Genomic DNA, 17592 nt, shown 5'->3' on the forward strand with positions numbered 1-17592 from the left:
TAATATTTTCGAATATACATAAAATATTCAAATTAAAAAAGAATGCTGATATTAATACCAGCATTCCTTTTTTAATTTCTGTCAGGGTCTTTAGTGTGTGCTACAAATAAGCCTTCAGATATACAAAGTTGCTCAACTAGTTTTAAATCTTTCGATTCAAAACTTACATAGGCAAAACAACCATCACCAATTATTACGCCTATTTTTAAATCAGAAAATACTAATATGAGCTTATCTACTTCTGTACACGGTAAAAATTTCAACACATCATCATTAAATTCAGTTATAGATTTTGTGTATTTGCTATAATTTAGGGATTCTACATTATCCAAAATGTAAATATTCTCATCATATAAATATAACTTACTTAAAGCTAAAACACTTTTGTTTAAAATGTTATATTTATTCTGTAGCAATATATTCTCTTCAAAATCAAAATACTTTTCACTCTTTACTATTTTTGGAAAAGTATCTACAACGTAAAAATCGGTATCTTCTTTCTCATAATATTCTTCAATTAACTTTTGAAACAAATCTTTGATTTCACACATTTTTTATCTAAGAACCTTTCCTTTACTATCTAAAGTAGCTTCCTTTTTTCCTTTTGGACTTATCAACTTCCATGCACTTCCTCCATGAGGGTTACCAGACCTTTCTTTAGAAATAGACCATCCTGATTTAGGATCTTTAAATAGTTGACCTGATACCCTTTGAGTAAACTTAGACATATTAATATGTCTAGATCCAGCTTTTAATGCCACTGGAACAAGGCGCATAATCGCAGCAATAGCAACTGGAATTAAAGGTAGTGCATACTGTACGCCATGTTCAGGAAGACCTTCAGTACCTTGTAGATTAGATTGCTCTAACTCACTGTAATCCTTCACTTCAAAATTATTTTCAAATGAAACATCGTTATTGTACTCTAATTCGTAAGTGCTTTCAATTTTATTTTCATAATTAGATACTTCTGCAAACCCCTTCTCAGGTGCAATTGTTGTAATCCCTAAAGCAAATGCTGAAGCGATTAGAAGTGGTTTAATAAATCTTTTCAATTAATTCATCCCCTTGTAATTTTTTACTGTACAACCAAATGTTAAGTTTAATAGGTATTTATTACAAGTATAGTTTTTTATGTTTTTTTTTTGACAAGATTACCTTGTAAATAAATGTAAACTTAATGAAGTGTACGGTTATGAATTTTCAGAAAAATAATTTGAACTACAATAATATTGGATAGCAGCTTAATACATAAAATGTGGTTATCAAGTAGGAGGAAGGGGACTTAGGGTTTCTGCTCTTTTTTTCTTAAAGGGCCTGCTCAATTAATGCTTAAAAATATAAAGTAAACTGAATCCGTTAAAATACATGTGTGACCTTGCATTTCCACTCCGACTCAAAGGAGAGATTATGGTGGTAGTTACGCCGAGTCGATTAATAAGGATGGCAAAGTTATCACCTTTTCTCCAGTGGTAAATACTTTTAAGTTTGTTCATTAGTTCGATCGTTAATATTTCAGAGAGGACAGTACTTCGTTACGGTACCCTTTTTTCATTGTGGATGCCGACGCCCTTAATTAATATAATTCCTTAATAGTTTCTGTAGCGATTATATTAAAAGCATCCAGCTCTAAAATTGTATTACAAATTGCAATTGCCTTTTGATCAGAAATCAATTTATCTGGTACGGAATGAAGAAACAGTAATTGCAATAAACTATCCACATTTTCTTCCTTTGTTAAATCCACGGATCTTTTAGCATGATACAAAGCAGAATGATATGCTCCTTCAATATGGCATAAAGGATTTACTAATAAATCAAATGCAAGATCATGTAACTCACTTGATTCTTTTTTCGTTAATAAATAATGTATAAAACTATAATTGGTAATACTGCTGTTTTCATAAGTAACATATAGCATTTCTTCTGAGAAGTCCTTAAAGCTATTGTTTTTAAATAACTTTTCAGCTTCTTCGAAAGCGGCCGAAGTGATTAGATTTTCTAGCTTTTTTAACATTATGTATTCACCCACGCATCATGAATTCTTATTTTATCAAGTACCCTTTCATTCATGCTTCCTGTTTTCCTCTTGTCAGAATAAGTATATCTGGTTGAGTCAGACTTTAACTTATATATACTGTATGGATGAAAATACTACAAGGTTGCATGTGAAGATTTAAGAAAAATTTTATGTTTACCCCACTTTTTATTTTAAAAGTTTTTCCTATCCTATAAACAACAAAGTCATAGATGAAATTGTAAAGTTAGGGGATTCTACATGGATACAGGAGTTTTGATGAGTTATTTGTATACTTATTTTTTTACTATTATGTTTTGTGTTGTGTTTCAAATTGGATTTTATTTTAAAGTGAAAAGAGCTATATCTGTTCGGCATTTTCTATGGGTATATGTTTTTCTGTTCTACCTTTCGCTCGTGTATAAGGTGACGCAAATCGCGACTGTATGGGATATAAGTAGATATGAAACGTGGATTCGTGTAAATCAAATTAATTTGACTCTATTTGATACGGCAGGTAGTACGACGTATCTTTTAAACATTGTACTGTTTATGCCGTTCGGTTTTTTACTACCGACTATTTGGCCGCAGTTTAGAAAAATGAAAAACACCGTATGTGCGGGATTCTTTTTTTCATTGGCAATTGAGTTAAATCAATTACTAAATAATAGAATTACAGATATTGATGATGTATTTACGAATACCCTCGGGGCGATTGTTGGGTATGTATTATATAAAATATTATATACAGCATTATTTAAAATGATATTAAAAAGAGAGGGAAAAAAGCTTGATACGAACTCTTCTTTAGTCATAAAATACGAAGCTGTTTTTTGTTTAGTTTGTTCATTTGTAGGTGCGATGTTCATTTATTATCCAGCTTTATTTGGAAGACCTGTCATCCTTCAGTGAGGTGATTATGCCCTTGTGCGATTTCGTTTATAAAATGATTCTAGTTCTCCTCGCTTAAACACGGTAAAATGTGAATGGTTCATCCTTTTTTCTAATTTAATAGATATAGTTTATGTATGACATGATAGGCAGGTGTAAATGTGTTACATGTTCAATTATCCCAATACGTACTAAAAGAGTATCAACCAGCTCTTCATACAGATGGAAAAAGAGTGTATATGTTAAAAGATGAAGGATTATCACCGTATCCTATCTATTTAAATCGTCCTATTATGATAGGGGTGGGAACAAATTGGAATCAGCATACAGGATTCGAAGAAATCATTAAAGGATTGATAGGTGCAAATAAAAAATTTCCTATGTATATGTTATTTGAAACGTATTTATGTAGAAACTTTATTGAAGGTTTTTTAGAAGAGAATAAACTCCATTTTGAGCTAGTTTTTACTAATAAGAAAAGGGATACGAACTTTTTTAACGTGTTCATTACTAATAGTGATGATATAACCACACTTATGAAGTATTTCTTCCAATCAGCACAAGATTCTCTCTATACGTTATTAAGCTATTCAGCAGACTGTAAGGTTATCAGTAATCGTACTGGTGAGATTGAAATAAAGGCTGACAGTTTCTATCCAAGCTTTTCATTTATGTATGATGCGCAAGAATTATTTATTATTGGTGGGGAAGAGAAATGGTCTGATATCCATTATATAAAAAGATTTTTTCATCTTGAGCAGATTACAGATGAGCTGAATATTGATGTAAGAAAATGAGAGATGAGTAAACCCTCAAGTATAGAACGATATACTTGAGGGTTTTTATGTATGAAGAAGGCTCTTATATCATATATTTTATTCGTCGTTGCATGTAAGTCATTCGGTTTATAAAAACAATGTGTCGAATAGATCAGTAAAGAAGGCTTTTCAAATTTTCCCTAGAATGAACAGTAATGAATAATCTAATTCCTTAATGTAATAAGGAGGTAGTAAAATTTGAACAGGAAAATTTGGTTTGTAGTTACTTGTTTTTCTTTTTTAGTAGCTAGTTATATTGTTGTCCAATATTTTATTATGGATGGATTTCAAACAGGGCTTGTAAAAGTGAAGCTTATGTTTGGATCTAAATTAAGTGCGTTTTGGTATATGATGCTATTTACACATATTACAACTAGTATAGTAGCATTAGTGATTGGTCCTTTTACATTATCCACTAGATTTAGAGAAAGGAATATGAACCGTCATCGAATAGTTGGGAGAATCTATATGGTTGGTATATTATTAGGAGGCGTTTCTGGATTATATCTATCCTTTTATGCTACGGGAGGATTGGTAGCGAAGCTAGGTTTCGGTTTGTTATCCGTATCTTGGCTAACATCAGCATATCAAGCGTTACATAGAGTTAAGAATAAAAAAATTAAAGACCATCGGAATTGGATGATTAGAAATTATTCTTTAACCTTTGGAGCAGTTACATTAAGAATTTGGCTACCGTTGTTTATCGTTCTATTTGGAATAGAGCGGTTTGAACTTAGTTACGCTATTATTGCTTGGTTAGCATGGGTACCTAATTTAATTGTTGCAGAATTATTCATAAGAAAAAGACTTAATAAAGGAAAGTACCAGGGAAATGAGAATTTACATTTTTGATATGATTTTGCTGTAATATTGAGTGCAGAATTCTTCAGTAATTGAATCTTTTAATAGCTGGATTTCGTTTGTGGATTCAAAAATCCACTAACTTTATTGAATAAATAGAAAATACTTTCTTTTTCCGCCTATTTAATTTAATATCAATAAGGGCACCAAAAAATAGATAGAGGTGCTAAAATGTACGGTATTATTAATTATGAAGTGTTTTTACTAACAGGAATTTTATTGAATTTAATTCCTGGTGCAGACACCATGTACATTGTGGGGAGAAGTATTTCACAAGGTAGAAAAGCAGGTGTGTATTCTGTGTTTGGTATTATTACTGGTTCTTTAGTTCATACGTTGTTGGTTGCTTTTGGTTTATCTATTATACTTACAAAATCCATTGTGCTATTTAACACTATTAAGGTTATAGGTGTTATCTATCTTGTATATTTAGGGATTAAAATGATACTTGATAAGACGAATGTAGCTTTCCAGGCCTCGTCCAATAAATTGAACATTAGAAAGATATATGTACAAGGACTTTTAACAAGTCTGACGAATCCAAAAGTCTCTTTATTCTTTATTGCATTTCTTCCGCAATTTATAGATACAAAGGCTTCAGGTCCTATGCCTTTTATCATTTTAGGACTTACTTTTACAGTAACTGGACTATTATGGTGTTTATTTATTGCTTATTTCTCTTCATATGTTACAAAAAAATTAAGAGGAAACCAAAAGGTAGGAATGATTCTAAATAAGATAACAGGACTGATTTTTATTGGTATGGGGTTAAAGTTGCTTCAAACAAAAGCTCCTCAATAAACCTGAATAACATAAAAATGCCCCCTTTCAAGAGATGTAATCTTAGGTTTAGGCTAATTTCTACATACTAAAAAGTCCCTTTAACTTTGAAGGGACTTTTTGCTTGTTATTTTGAGTTATTTAAAAATTCATTTCAAGAAACAACCTATACTTTAATTGACGTTGTGCGAGTTTAACTTGATAGCAATGGGGTAAGCACAGCGGATATTTCAAGGTGGGGATCGATCTGCCCGTAAAAGTCCGATTGGTGAGGGCTGATAATCAGTGGGGATGAACAAAACCCCCAACTGATTAAAGTTTCACTTTATTTGTATTACCAACTAGCAGTTTCCGTACTTTCTTTCAACCACTTCACCCAATCAGAATCTTCCACCTTAAGCAAACTAAGCGAAACACCTTTCATATCTAAAGAAGTTAGCAATGTACCAACTTTTACGAATGTAATCTGTAATCCTTCCAGCTCACATAAACGGCGAATGTCATTTGCGAAAATGTATTGTTCCATTAGTGGAGTTGCGCCTAATCCGTTAATGAGGATGGCGAAGTTGTCGCCTTTTCTCCAGCGGTAAATGCTTTTTAGTTTGTTCATTAGTTCGATCGCTAATATTTCAGAAGAGGATAGTGCCTCTTTACGGTATCCTTTTTCTCCGTGAATGCCGACGCCGTAAAAGACTTCATCGTTGTTTAATGAAAATGAAGCTTTTCCTTTCACTGGATCGTTTGCAGGTGAAAGGGCGACTCCTAATGTGTGTAAATTTTCGGTGATAGAACGGCCGAGTGTTGTTAGTTCTTCTAAAGAGTGACCTTCAAGAGCGGCCGCACCAAGTATTTTTTGAACGAAAACAGTACCAGCGACGCCGCGCCTTCTTTTATTAAACGAAGCATCGTCTTCAATTGAAACGTCGTCATTTACGATGATATGGTCAATTTTTCTTCCTTCTTCTTTAGCAATTTGTTCAGCCGCAAGAAAGTTTGCTACGTCATCTTTAAAGTTTTTGATGATGAATAAAATACTTTTAATTTTTGGCATGAGGCGAGTTGCCGTAATAATTTGTTCCACTGTAGGCGGAGTGAAAATATTGCCGTTTACGGCCGCTGTAAGCATACCTTTTCCTACATAACCGATATCAGCAGGTTCATGTCCGCTACCACCGCCGCTTATAATGACAACGTCTTGTTTCAGTTTTTCGATATCTTTTACATAAATGATGTTATTTGTTTCGTCGTAATTTACTTTGTCGTTATGTTCAAAATAAAAGCCATGCATCATATCTTGAACAACATTTTGTACATCATTCATAATCTTTTTCATTGCTTTTGCCACCCTTTAATTACTTTGCAGATTGCTCCAGTAATAGTAGTAATTGATTGTTTATCATATTTTTCATGAGAGAAGACATAATGGACGGATCTACTTCGCACTTGCTTTCAATCCAATCTTTTATCGTTCCAACGAAGCCGTGACTATAAAAGGAGGCGATCGTATTTTTTGTCTCATCAGAAAGGCTGAATCCACAGCTCACAGATAGTTCATCAATAATCTTCATATATAAGTTTTTCGTATGCTCAAATAAATAGTGATTAAACGAGTTTTGCTCAATGACTTTAAAAGCATTTCGGTAAAATTTTTGATTTTCATAAAAGTAATCAAATAATAAATCGAAAATGTTTTCCCACGTTTCATAGTCAAGAAAGTCGATAATGTTCTCTTTCGTTTCTTCTCTATAAATCCAGCTTAATAGTTCAAATTTATCTTTAAAATGATAATAAAAAGTTTGCCTACGCATTTGACAGTGTAACATAATATCGCTCACTGATATTTTATGAAACGACTCTGTTTCCATTAAATACTTCAATGAATTCGCGATTATCTTTTTAGAAATTATAGAAGAGGTCATGTGAATCATCCCTAGAATGTTATTAATATGAAAATCCTATCCATAAATGAGAGCGGTGTCTTTAGACAGATTGTCCATTTTGTCCGTTTACTATAAAACGCTTTCATTTTAACATAAGTAGTAAGAAGAAGATTTCAAATATATCACAATATATTAAAGGAATTGAGGGAGAATCACAATGAAAAAGATTATAAACAAACCAGAAACATTAGTAATGGAAATGTGTAACGGAATGGTTATGGCTCACCCAGAGCTTGAGCTTTTGAAAAAATATAAAGTAATTAAGAAGAAAGAAATGAACGAAAATAAAGTAACGTTAATTAGTGGCGGCGGTAGTGGTCATGAGCCAGCGCATGCAGGATTAGTCGGAAAAGGAATGCTAGATGCGGCAGTGTGCGGAGATGTGTTTGCTTCGCCTTCACAAATTCAGGTGTATCAAGCAATTAAAGAGACAGCGAGTAAAAAAGGTACGTTATTAATTATTAAAAATTACAGCGGCGATATTATGAATTTCAAAAACGGTGCACATTTAGCGACGGAAGATGGAATTGAAGTCGACTACGTAAAAGTGGACGATGATATTGCGGTAGAAGATAGTTTGTATACAGTAGGACGCCGCGGCGTTGCGGGCGTTATTCTCGTTCATAAAATTGCCGGCGCAGCAGCGGAAGCAGGTATGGATTTAGGTGCGGTGAAAGCTGTAGCGGAAAAAGCAGCGGCTAACGTGCGTACAATCGGTTTAGCGTTAACTTCTTGTACAGTTCCAGCGAGCGGATCACCTACTTTCACACTTGCGGAAGATGAAATGGAATACGGCGTAGGTATTCATGGCGAGCCAGGAATTAAACGTGAAAAAATGTTATCAGCAGATGAACTAGCGAACCGTATGACAAATGATCTAATGAAAGATTTAGGAGTAAAAGACGGCGAAGAAATTGCACTTCTAGTTAACGGTTTTGGCGGAACACCACTGCAAGAACTTTACCTATTTAATAACGCAGTTACGAGAGAACTAGCTACTAGAAATATTACAATTAATAGGGTGTTCGTTGGCAACTATATGACGAGTATCGATATGGCGGGTATGTCTTTAACAGTAATGAAACTAGACGATGAGCTAAAAACATTACTATCAAAAGAGTGTAATACACCAGCGTTTAAAGTAGATGGACCAGTTGAAAGTGTAGAGTACGTGAATGTGCTTGAAGGAGCAGAAGAGAAAGAAGTTTCTTTTGAAATAGAAACAGCTGAAGAGCACGCTGTTATAAAAGATAATGTCATCACATTAAACAATATGGTTTATCTCGTTGATAAAATGAGCGACATTATTATTAAAAATGAAGTACCGTTCTGTGAGTTAGACACGCACGCTGGTGACGGGGACTTCGGAATGAGTGTGGCAAAAGGATTTAAGCAATTAAAACGTGAGTGGCATTCTATTGTAGAACAAGAGAACGTAACGATCGGATCATTCCTTGACGGTTGTTCGATGATTATTATGGAACATTGCGGCGGCGCATCTGGTCCAATTTGGGGCGGAGCATTCCGCGCAGCTAGTAAAGCAGCAGGCGAGAAGCGTGAGTTAACAGTGAAAGAATTCGCTGAAATGTTGCAAGCAGCACTGCAAGGCATACAATCTATCGGTGAAAGATCATTTGGCAGAGGAGCAGTAGTTGGTGATAAAACACTTGTTGACGCACTTGCTCCATGTGTAGATTCTTGGTTAGCTAGCGCTTCAAGCGAAGAAGATATGAAAACTGCCTTTGAAAAAGGAGCAGAAGCAGCGGTTAAAGGAGCAGAGTATACGAAAGAAATCGTAGCTCGCATGGGCCGCGCTGGTACAGTTGGTGAAAGAAGTTTAGGCTATCCAGATGCAGGTGCACATGCGCTTGGGGTTATCTTTACGGAGATTGCGGGTAGTTTGAGATAGGAATGAGAAGATCCCCTCTGCCTTGTGGTGGAGGGGATTTTTATTTATAACCATCATTCTTCCAGTGAAAAAATTTATTTGTTAGCTAATCTAGAAGCTACGTCTTCAACTTCTTTATATGCATTTTGTAATACTTCATTTGGATCTAGTACTGCTGTTCCTTGTGCACGAACGATTTGATAATCTTCAATACCAAGGAAATTAAACATTGCTTTTAAATATTTATGAGAGTATTCCACTTCTGTATACCAATCATCATTTGTATAGATCCCTCCACTTGCTTGTATAACAAGCATTCTTCTTCCATCTTTAAGTAGTCCCACTGATCCAGTTTCAGTATATTTAAATGTTTCACGTGCAATCATGATATTGTCCATGTAATCTTTTAACTTTGATGGAATATTAAAGTTGTGCAAAGGTAATACGATCACATACGTATTTGCACTTTTAAATTGTTGTAAAATTTCGGACATACGCTCTATTACTTTTTGTTCTTCATCAGTTAACTTTTGTCCATTTCCTTGCTTTTCCCATGCGCTTAAAACAGTTTTATCTATCATTGGTACTACATCATCGTATAAATTAATCTGTTCAATCGTTTCATTATTAGGAATTAATTCTTTATAAGATACTAAAAAGTGGTTAAGAACCTTAATGCTGACTGATGATGTATCATCCACTTTCGGATGTGCGTTTATAATAAGTGTTTTGTTCATTTGTATTTCCCCTTTTTAAAAGTTTTTACGTTTTAATTGTCGACAATATTAATCGTCGATTAATATTGTCTTTAATATAATCTCTGAAATTATTTTTGTCAAATGAAATACATACTATTCTAAAAGAGCCTTTTTTTATTTGACTAAAATTCTAAATGGTCCTAAGATACAATTTGATAACCCTTAAAATAAAAAGCAGGTGATTTGTATATGCAATATAGTGTTGGGGTTGAATATGCCTTGCATTGCCTAGTTTATTTAATCAATGCTCCTTCCAAGGAAAGTGTTGGAATAAAAGATTTGGCAGAGTTTCAAGGACTTTCTGAAACATTTCTTTCAAAAGTTTTCGGTAAATTATCTAAAGCTGACATTGTGAATTCTGTCCCAGGTGTAAAAGGAGGATACAGGTTAGCTAAGTCTCCAGAAGATATTTCTTTTTGGGATGTAATAGAAGCCGTCGAAGGCCCAAAACCTATCTTTCAATGTAAAAATATTGTACAAAATGGTCTACTATATCGAGACGAAGCTTGTAATTCTTGTGAGCCTAGCAATTCTTCTTGTACAATTAACTTAGTAATGCTTGAAGCAGAAGAACACATGCGTGAGTTTCTTCGTAAAAAGACTCTTGCATGGTTAGATAAAGAACTTGATATTGTTTTACCTGAAAAGACAAGGGTAGATACTCGTGAATACTTCAAACAAAAAAACTCTAACTAAATCGCCATGACGAATTAGTTAGAGTTTTTTTGTTTTTTAACATTAATACCATCATGTGAGTACTTCATTAGAAATTCCTTCTTTAAATATCACATTTAATTAACTCGTAAAGTTTCAAATTGATTAACATTAAAATTCTAAACAATACAATTTTATTTTCGTAAAAAGTAAATGAATTTATGTGTTCAGATATTTTAAACATAGTGAAAATTGCCTTTGAAAAAGGAGCAGAGTACACGAAAGAAATCGTTGCTCGCATGGGCCGCGCCGGTACAGTTGGTGAAAGAAGTTTAGGCTACCCAGATGTAGGTGCACATGCGCTTGGAGTTATCTTTACGGAGATTGCGGGTAGTTTGAAATAGGAATGAGAAAGTCCCTTTGCCTTAAGGTGGAGGGGCTTTTATATAGTTGGTAGAAGACTACTTTCGGGCTCTCTGTAAAATATGAGTTTGTTAATATTTTTGATAAAATCTTATTTCAAAAATACAACTAATATTTCTCAATATTAATATATTTAAAATAGTTAGAATATTTAAGATAATCGTTTGTGAAGAAATAAATTATAAAAAAAGGGGGAATTTATTTTGTTACGTCGCTTATCTATTTGTACTTTATTAACAGCTTTTATGTTTACTTTGTTTACATTTAACGGCTCTGCTTTCGCGGCTACGAATACTACTGAAAATGAAACAGTAGTATCAGCTTGTGCAAAGGGAGGTACGGTAGGTGTATATGGTGCAAAGATGCGCAGTGGTTACACTGTTGGATCACCTGTCTTACATACATTTAATGATGGTGCGAAAATTACTGGAACATGGGTAACTGGTGAATATGTTCAAGGTCATTACAGTAATTCTAAACAGTGGTTAAAAGTTACCTATAAAGGGATGACAGGTTATGTATCCCATACAACATTATATAACGTTTGCTCATAAAACTATGTACTATAATAGCTTTTGATGTATTGAGCTAATCTCTTCTAGGGATTAGTTCTTTTTTGTCTCCTAGTTTTTAATGGAGCATTTTTTGAAAAAAACCAACGATTCATTAAATCGATGGTTTTATGTTTATATATTATTCATTTGTATCTATATCAAATTTTTCATTGCTTTTTGCTTATTTGAGACTTAGCTTTTTTGTGATTGCAGCTTATCGATTTTCCAGTGTGCTCCTAGAGGATCTAAAGAGCTTTCAATATAAAACATATATTCATCTGCGGTACTTGGTACTTCAAAAGCTATTTTCAATTCTACCGTTTCATTTGGTTTAACTTGTATATCAGAAAGGTTTTGATCAAGCACCTTTCCTTCATAGGTCTTTCCGGCTTTTTCATCTTTTAGGTTATATTTTAATTCTGATAGTCCAATCGTTTGACCTCGTACATTTTTTACAGAGACATTAACAACGACGGAATCGTTACTAGCATTTAAATATGCATTTTGAACGGCGGTTAAGTAATAGCCTCCCTTAACACTCTCACCAACTAATAAAATACCTTGTTCCAAGCGGCTCATATCTTCTTTTTCTTCAAGATTTATTAATTCTTCATTTTCATTTTTTGCGGTTGGTTCTTCTATTGGACCATTTTCAACGGCACTATCTTTTTTATCTTGTGTGCAAGCAGCCGTAACACTGACTAATACTAGAATGAAAGTAAGTAATATGAATGATTTTCTCATAAAATTAATCTGTCTCCTTAAGTTTCTCAATTTTGTGCAACTATACATATAAGATTAACATAATGTCTCATTATTGGCTCAAAATAGGGAATCTTTTAGACACCTTATTTTTTTACTTTTAATATACATCCAATTGGTTCTCACGATATTTTTTAATCTTTTAAATCATTGGCTTAGTAATACTGAGGGTTATTATAGATATATTAATCATATAATTTGTCCCTATCAAAATGAACGTTTTTTGCATCTAATATATTGTAAGTATATTTTATTTTGAAAGGATGTGATTATATGGCTCATAAATCTACGGGAGTGTTTCGAGTTCCAGTTTCTGAAAATGGGATTATTCCAACTGCTCTCAACATTATGTTAAACAATGATTCACGCTGTCATACTAGTAATGTAACGGTAACTGTTAAGAGAAGTCGAAACATTTCTTTCCCAACTCAAAATGAATTAGTTGAAATCTCTCGTACTTTTGTTTCTTTAGAACCAAACAGAACAACTAAGATTGTGTTGTTTACGCCAGAATTCCAAATAGAAGATTTTCTTGATGTCATCATTAGTGGAAATAAAGATGATGTTAAGGATGTGCTTGTATATTCTTTCTTAGCAGATTCAGCAGGTCACAATCTACCATCTACTGTTTTTAGAAATGCAGAATACACTTTTGCTTGCTGACACCGTGATGATGTATTCTTTACTGTCATATATTTGAAGGGAAAAGTTAAATAGGAGTTGATTTAACTTTTATTTGGGTTCTCCAAAGAAGTCTGCTTTAGCTAAATAAACAAGGAACCGACTAATACGTTCCTTGTTTATTTGCATTTTATATGAAATTTCGTGTCTATTATTTCGAAAGCAACTTTACAGAGGAACGGATTTTTCCTAGTGAAGTAGCACCTATAGATGAAAGTACTCAATATTCCAATTCTAAAGGTAGGCGAAATGCTTGAATGTTACCATCATTAATAAACATCTTTATAATATGTAATTAGTATTATTCTACTCTTCAAATATCTCCGGCTTCTCCACTCTAAATGATTTCACCTCACCGCACTCTAAACAAAATGTAGTTAATAGTTTGGAACGTTTTCCCACTGAAAAGAGCCTACTGGAATCATCTTCACAAACATATGCATGATAAGCAAATCCAACTCTTCCTTCTTTAAATGTAGTAGAACCACAATTCTCGCATCGTTTATTTTTCATGCATTAACACCTCTTTTTCTGTATTTTTAAGATAGAAGTAAATCAACTTGGTTATACATGATGTTTTCGACATGATATAACATACCCCTTTAACTATTCGCAAGTAAAACAACATAATACCCCTATAATTATCTATAACAATATAATTTTTCGTATATCATTTAATGTATATCGGAAAAATAAGTATTAAAGGATTGATTTTTATTATTCTGATGATTATAATAAATGAAAACCAAACAATTCTTATGTTGAGAAGTGGAGGGACGGGCCCTATGAAACTTCGGCAACCTCGTTTTAGACGAAAGGTGCCAAATCCTGCAGGTGAAAAAACACCTGAAAGATAAGAGCGGTTCACTTAGTCAAGAAGGCTACTCTTATTTCGATAAGAGTAGCTTTTTTTATGGCTAAAAGATAAAGGGGGAATAGGTAGTGGAGTACGGTTTTTGGTTACCGATTTTTGGGGGATGGCTTCGAAATGTAGATGATGAATCTATGCCGCCTACGTTTGAGTATGCAAAACAAACAGCGCAAGCGGCAGAACAATTAGGTTTTTCAACAACTCTTATTGCGGAATTAAATTTAAATGATATAAAAGGTGTGTCAGCACCAAGTTTAGAAGCGTGGACAACTGCGGCAGCACTTGCAGCAGTAACGGATAAATTAGAGATTATGACAGCTGTAAGACCTGGCTTCCACAATCCAGCGGTTACAGCGAAAATGGCAGCGAATATCGATCAATTAAGTAATGGTCGTTTTACATTAAATGTAGTTTCAGCATGGTGGGAAGAAGAAGCGAGACAGTACGGCGGAGTATTTACCGCACATGATGAAAGATATGATCGCACAGAGGAATTTGTAACAATTTTGAAGGAGCTTTGGAAAGAAGAAGAGTTTTCTTATAAAGGGAACTTTTATGAGCTTCATGATACACATTTAAATCCAAAACCTGTGCAAAAACAAGGCATTAAGCTTTATGCAGGTGGTGAGAGCGAGAGAGGAAAAGAGGTCATTGTAAATCACGCAGATGCATATGTAATGCACGGGGGAACAGTGGAAGAAGTAGCTGTGAAAATAGAAGATATGAAGAATCGTAGAAAGAAAGTTACAGAGGAGCCATTGCAGTCATTCGGGCTTGCGGCTTACGTCATTTGTCGTGATACAGAAGAAGAGGCATTAGAAGAATGGAAACGCATAACGGATGTGAAAGATGATGCGTTAGGTTACGCGGGTTACCAAGATTTTGTGAGTAAATCGCAGTTGGAACAGCAATTGAAGCTCAATGATTATTCCGTATCGAATCGCGGGTTACGTCCTAATTTAATCGGAACACCAGAACAAATTGCAGAAAGAATACTTGCTTTTGAAAAAGTGGGTGTGACGTTATTACTTTTACAATTTTCGCCACAGCTTGAAGAGATGAAACGATTTTCTGAAAAAGTGATGCTATTAGTTGAAGCGAAAAGAAAGGAATTGATTACAAATGAGTAAAATTTACATATTACATGAGAATAAGGAATGGACGGATCATTTAGTGAAAAGGCTGGAAGAACTGGAGTTACCGTATGAGGAATGGCTTTTAAATGAAGGAACACTTTCATTAGAACAAGAACCTCCAAAAGGTGTATTTTATAGCCGTATGAGTGCTTCTTCACATACGAGAGGGCATCGATATGCACCTGAATTAACTGAAGGTGTTCTTGCTTGGCTAGAGGGATACGGGCGCACAGTATTTAATGGATCACGTGCATTACGTCTTGAAGTAAGTAAATTAAACCAATACGCAGCATTAAGAAAATTTGGGATACAAGTGCCGAAAACAATTGGTGCTGTGGGCCGTGATCATATAGTAAAAGCAGCAAAAGAGTTAGGGGAAGTACCGTTCATTACAAAGCATAACCGTGCAGGTAAAGGCCTTGGTGTTCAACTGTTTCATTCCATTGATGCTTTAGAACAATATTTGGATGGTCCAGCGTTTGAAGAACCCATTGATGGAATTACTTTAATTCAGCAATATATTGAAGCGCCCGAACCATATATTACACGTTGTGAGTTTATAGGCGGCCAGTTTGTATATGCGGTTAAGGTAGATACATCAGAAGGATTTGAACTTTGTCCAGCAGATGCATGCTCGATTCAAGATGCTTTTTGCCCAGTAGGAGAAGAGAGTAAGAAAGAGACGCCAACAAAATTTGAAATTATATCGGACTTCCACGAGCCAATTATTGAACAATATAAAGAGTTTTTGAAAGAAAATGAAATTACCGTTGCTGGTATTGAATTTATTCGCAGTGCGGATGGAACAATTTATACGTATGATATTAATACAAACACAAACTATAATTCTGATGCAGAGTCTGTAGCGAATCAATTTGGTATGCTTGAGCTTGCTACATTCCTTGGAAGAGAATTAGAGAAACAAGTAGAATCAGTTAAATAAGATATAAGTTTCTAGTAAAAACCTTTGTTAAAGTAATCGTTGTCGTATGACTAAGTTTAGGCTATCCAGATTCAGGTGTGCATGCGTTTGAAGTGATCTTTGCGGAGCAAAATAGTCCCAAATTCTTTTCGTTAAAAGTTCATGTCTTAAATTGATTTATCCCGCGTTAACGGACAGTAAAACTCCCACCTCAAAATTCAGTTGGAGCAAAGAAGTTAGGTGGGAGATCAACTGTCCGTAAACGTCCGATTGGTTCAACTAATAATCAGTGGGGGAGGAACAAAACCCCCACTGATTAAAGTTTCACTTTATTAAATAGAAATAATTAGTTGTAATATAACGTGTTTTTTACCTAATAAACCTTTTGAATTCTAAATATTAACTCTAAAGTAATTCATTTCATAAATTTTAATTTTTTGTTAACACTGTTATTGTTTTATATATTATTATTCCAACAAGTGTTGTGTTAATTAGTTATTTTCTGATAATATCTCTGTGTGTTCTACTCTAATAATTATAAAAAGGTGGTGTTTTCTTTATGTCAAACATGTTTCATCAAATTGGTGATGCGATTGAAAGGAGTATGTATTTTAAATCTTGTTTTTATATCTTAACAGGAGCTCTGCTTATTTATATTGGTTACATTGTAGGTAAGTGGGTGGGTTCTGCTGTATTTTAAAGTGAAAAAATTTTATTTAATCAAGAAAAAAGAATTTTTTCAAAAAAGTGTAGGATCTTCTCAAAAGGTGTATTAATATAAAATTTATATTATTTAAACGTAATATAATTAAATTAAGTATATAATATATTATTATGAATTCAGTATTAAAAAAAGAAATACCTAATTTAGCAGTATTAAGTAATGAGGAATTAAAAAACATTGATGGTGGAGTGGTTCCTTTAGCAATTACTGGAGTTGCTGGTGCTGGAATGTGGGATGCTTACGAAGAGAGTCAAGCAAACAAGAAGAAATAAACATTTTTATAGAGAAGAAAAGATTGTATGCGCTTAATAGTACAATCTTTTCTTCTTTATAAAAAGCCTTTCAATATGAAATTTTTGAAAGGCCAACAAATTGTATTGTTATCTTTAAGTACAATAAGTTTGAAACTCCTGTGTTTATTAACATATGTGGGAGAGAATTCATTTAAAAGTTAAATATGAGAGGTTGTTTAAATAAGTATGTCTTTATTTAAAAAATATTATTGGGTGAGACAATACGATATTAAAGATGGAAGTGTAGTTCAAATTTATCATGACCCTATTATTAGCAAGAATAAAGATACTACATTTTTTGTTGTAGAAGGAACAATTGAAAATAAAGGGAAAAAGAAGTTGCGATCAGGTTCTACTGGAAAAGCTGCAATTGTAGTAGATCAAAGAAATATTCTTTCATTAATATTAGAAAAATTAGATGTGCTTAACTGACAAAGAATAATAAATTAGCTTTTTAGGAGGAACATTCATGTTCATAGTGTCTACAGCAGTTTTTTTACTGGTCACTTTACTGTGTATTACGTTATATTTTAAAACACACGATAAACGTTTTATGTATCTTGGATATGTATCATTATTTTTAACTTTTTTTGTTATTGGTACTTTTTCATAATTAAAT

Annotated in this window: 23 protein-coding genes, 1 pseudogene and 1 riboswitch; of the genes and pseudogenes, 15 read left to right on the forward strand and 9 right to left on the reverse strand. The window is 33.6% G+C overall.

Features of this window, described 5'->3' with window-relative positions:
- Positions 1-71: 71 nt before the first annotated feature.
- The 4 genes and pseudogenes from ABH961_RS00280 to ABH961_RS00295 all read right to left on the reverse strand — a co-directional run bounded on the left by ABH961_RS00280 (position 72) and on the right by ABH961_RS00295 (position 2017).
- On the reverse strand, positions 72-551 hold the full coding sequence (locus tag ABH961_RS00280) for a hypothetical protein (RefSeq protein WP_002064076.1): 480 nt from the start codon (positions 549-551) through the stop codon (positions 72-74).
- 3 nt (positions 552-554) lie between these two features.
- A complete protein-coding gene (locus tag ABH961_RS00285; RefSeq protein WP_048545478.1) occupies positions 555-1055 on the reverse strand; it encodes a hypothetical protein in 501 nt (166 codons plus the stop codon).
- Between the two features lie 363 nt (positions 1056-1418).
- Positions 1419-1571: pseudogene (locus ABH961_RS00290) on the reverse strand (DhaKLM operon coactivator DhaQ); the annotation flags it as partial.
- Positions 1572-1576: 5 nt separating this feature from the next.
- Positions 1577-2017, reverse strand: coding sequence for a hypothetical protein (locus ABH961_RS00295; protein WP_098075977.1), 441 nt, complete (start codon positions 2015-2017; stop codon positions 1577-1579).
- Positions 2018-2278: 261 nt separating this feature from the next.
- On the opposite strand from ABH961_RS00295, the gene ABH961_RS00300 reads away from it, so the two are divergent.
- From ABH961_RS00300 to ABH961_RS00315, 4 genes are all read left to right on the forward strand, one after another.
- Positions 2279-2929 carry a VanZ family protein gene (locus ABH961_RS00300; RefSeq protein WP_098075979.1) on the forward strand — a complete coding sequence of 217 codons (651 nt, stop codon included), beginning with the start codon at positions 2279-2281 and terminating at the stop codon, positions 2927-2929.
- A gap of 140 nt (positions 2930-3069) precedes the next feature.
- Positions 3070-3705, forward strand: a complete 636-nt coding sequence (locus ABH961_RS00305) for a hypothetical protein (protein ID WP_098048719.1) — start codon at positions 3070-3072, stop codon at positions 3703-3705.
- Between the two features lie 219 nt (positions 3706-3924).
- Positions 3925-4578, forward strand: a complete 654-nt coding sequence (locus ABH961_RS00310; protein ID WP_098075981.1) for a DUF2306 domain-containing protein — start codon at positions 3925-3927, stop codon at positions 4576-4578.
- A 180-nt stretch (positions 4579-4758) separates the two neighbouring features.
- The gene (locus tag ABH961_RS00315) at positions 4759-5388 is read left to right on the forward strand and encodes a LysE family translocator (RefSeq protein ID WP_098075983.1); all 630 of its coding nucleotides are present in this window, start codon (positions 4759-4761) and stop codon (positions 5386-5388) included.
- A gap of 313 nt (positions 5389-5701) precedes the next feature.
- On the opposite strand, the gene dhaQ is transcribed toward ABH961_RS00315, so the two are convergent.
- Both dhaQ and dhaS read right to left on the reverse strand, forming a co-directional pair.
- Positions 5702-6700 carry a DhaKLM operon coactivator DhaQ gene (dhaQ, locus tag ABH961_RS00320; protein WP_098075985.1) on the reverse strand — a complete coding sequence of 333 codons (999 nt, stop codon included), beginning with the start codon at positions 6698-6700 and terminating at the stop codon, positions 5702-5704.
- Positions 6701-6719: 19 nt separating this feature from the next.
- Positions 6720-7286: a dihydroxyacetone kinase transcriptional activator DhaS gene (gene dhaS / locus ABH961_RS00325; RefSeq protein ID WP_000204220.1), complete on the reverse strand. Its 567-nt coding sequence runs from the start codon at positions 7284-7286 to the stop codon at positions 6720-6722.
- A 178-nt stretch (positions 7287-7464) separates the two neighbouring features.
- Here dhaS and dhaK point away from each other — a divergent pair, with 178 nt between their 5' ends.
- Entirely contained in the window at positions 7465-9216 is a 1752-nt protein-coding gene (gene dhaK / locus ABH961_RS00330; RefSeq protein ID WP_404518725.1) for a dihydroxyacetone kinase subunit DhaK, read from the forward strand.
- Between the two features lie 74 nt (positions 9217-9290).
- On the opposite strand, the gene ABH961_RS00335 is transcribed toward dhaK, so the two are convergent.
- Positions 9291-9932, reverse strand: coding sequence for an FMN-dependent NADH-azoreductase (locus ABH961_RS00335; RefSeq protein WP_001044358.1), 642 nt, complete (start codon positions 9930-9932; stop codon positions 9291-9293).
- A gap of 210 nt (positions 9933-10142) precedes the next feature.
- On the opposite strand from ABH961_RS00335, the gene ABH961_RS00340 reads away from it, so the two are divergent.
- The 3 genes from ABH961_RS00340 to ABH961_RS00350 all read left to right on the forward strand — a co-directional run bounded on the left by ABH961_RS00340 (position 10143) and on the right by ABH961_RS00350 (position 11584).
- On the forward strand, positions 10143-10649 hold the full coding sequence (locus tag ABH961_RS00340) for an RrF2 family transcriptional regulator (RefSeq protein WP_404518727.1): 507 nt from the start codon (positions 10143-10145) through the stop codon (positions 10647-10649).
- A gap of 200 nt (positions 10650-10849) precedes the next feature.
- Positions 10850-11011: a DAK2 domain-containing protein gene (locus ABH961_RS00345; RefSeq protein WP_371411172.1), complete on the forward strand. Its 162-nt coding sequence runs from the start codon at positions 10850-10852 to the stop codon at positions 11009-11011.
- 222 nt (positions 11012-11233) lie between these two features.
- Positions 11234-11584, forward strand: coding sequence for an SH3 domain-containing protein (locus ABH961_RS00350; protein WP_098642527.1), 351 nt, complete (start codon positions 11234-11236; stop codon positions 11582-11584).
- Positions 11585-11776: 192 nt separating this feature from the next.
- Here ABH961_RS00350 and ABH961_RS00355 read toward each other — a convergent pair whose 3' ends face one another.
- Complete coding sequence (locus tag ABH961_RS00355) at positions 11777-12328, reverse strand: DUF4352 domain-containing protein (RefSeq protein WP_098847851.1); 552 nt, start codon at positions 12326-12328, stop codon at positions 11777-11779.
- 291 nt (positions 12329-12619) lie between these two features.
- Between ABH961_RS00355 and ABH961_RS00360 the strand changes: the two genes are divergently transcribed.
- On the forward strand, positions 12620-13009 hold the full coding sequence (locus ABH961_RS00360; protein WP_000940657.1) for a hypothetical protein: 390 nt from the start codon (positions 12620-12622) through the stop codon (positions 13007-13009).
- Positions 13010-13333: 324 nt separating this feature from the next.
- On the opposite strand, the gene ABH961_RS00365 is transcribed toward ABH961_RS00360, so the two are convergent.
- The gene (locus ABH961_RS00365) at positions 13334-13540 is read right to left on the reverse strand and encodes a hypothetical protein (RefSeq protein ID WP_000792082.1); all 207 of its coding nucleotides are present in this window, start codon (positions 13538-13540) and stop codon (positions 13334-13336) included.
- Between the two features lie 240 nt (positions 13541-13780).
- A riboswitch (SAM riboswitch) is annotated at positions 13781-13887 on the forward strand.
- A gap of 82 nt (positions 13888-13969) precedes the next feature.
- Here ABH961_RS00365 and ABH961_RS00370 point away from each other — a divergent pair.
- The 6 genes from ABH961_RS00370 to ABH961_RS00395 all read left to right on the forward strand — a co-directional run bounded on the left by ABH961_RS00370 (position 13970) and on the right by ABH961_RS00395 (position 17586).
- Positions 13970-15028 (forward strand): LLM class flavin-dependent oxidoreductase, encoded by a 1059-nt coding sequence (locus tag ABH961_RS00370; RefSeq protein ID WP_098075990.1) that lies wholly within the window; start codon positions 13970-13972, stop codon positions 15026-15028.
- Positions 15021-15977: an ATP-grasp domain-containing protein gene (locus ABH961_RS00375; RefSeq protein WP_098068736.1), complete on the forward strand. Its 957-nt coding sequence runs from the start codon at positions 15021-15023 to the stop codon at positions 15975-15977. Before ABH961_RS00370 ends, ABH961_RS00375 begins: the two co-directional genes overlap by 8 nt.
- Positions 15978-16515: 538 nt before the next feature.
- Complete coding sequence (locus ABH961_RS00380; RefSeq protein WP_000069042.1) at positions 16516-16656, forward strand: hypothetical protein; 141 nt, start codon at positions 16516-16518, stop codon at positions 16654-16656.
- A gap of 134 nt (positions 16657-16790) precedes the next feature.
- Positions 16791-16952: a class IIb bacteriocin, lactobin A/cerein 7B family gene (locus ABH961_RS00385; RefSeq protein ID WP_098068737.1), complete on the forward strand. Its 162-nt coding sequence runs from the start codon at positions 16791-16793 to the stop codon at positions 16950-16952.
- Positions 16953-17159: 207 nt separating this feature from the next.
- On the forward strand, positions 17160-17405 hold the full coding sequence (locus ABH961_RS00390) for a hypothetical protein (protein WP_255258464.1): 246 nt from the start codon (positions 17160-17162) through the stop codon (positions 17403-17405).
- Positions 17406-17442: 37 nt separating this feature from the next.
- A complete protein-coding gene (locus ABH961_RS00395; RefSeq protein ID WP_000471229.1) occupies positions 17443-17586 on the forward strand; it encodes a hypothetical protein in 144 nt (47 codons plus the stop codon).
- Positions 17587-17592 lie beyond the last annotated feature (6 nt).

The sequence above is a fragment of the Bacillus sp. RC251 genome (assembly GCF_044908765.1).
GTDB lineage: Bacteria > Bacillota > Bacilli > Bacillales > Bacillaceae_G > Bacillus_A > Bacillus_A wiedmannii.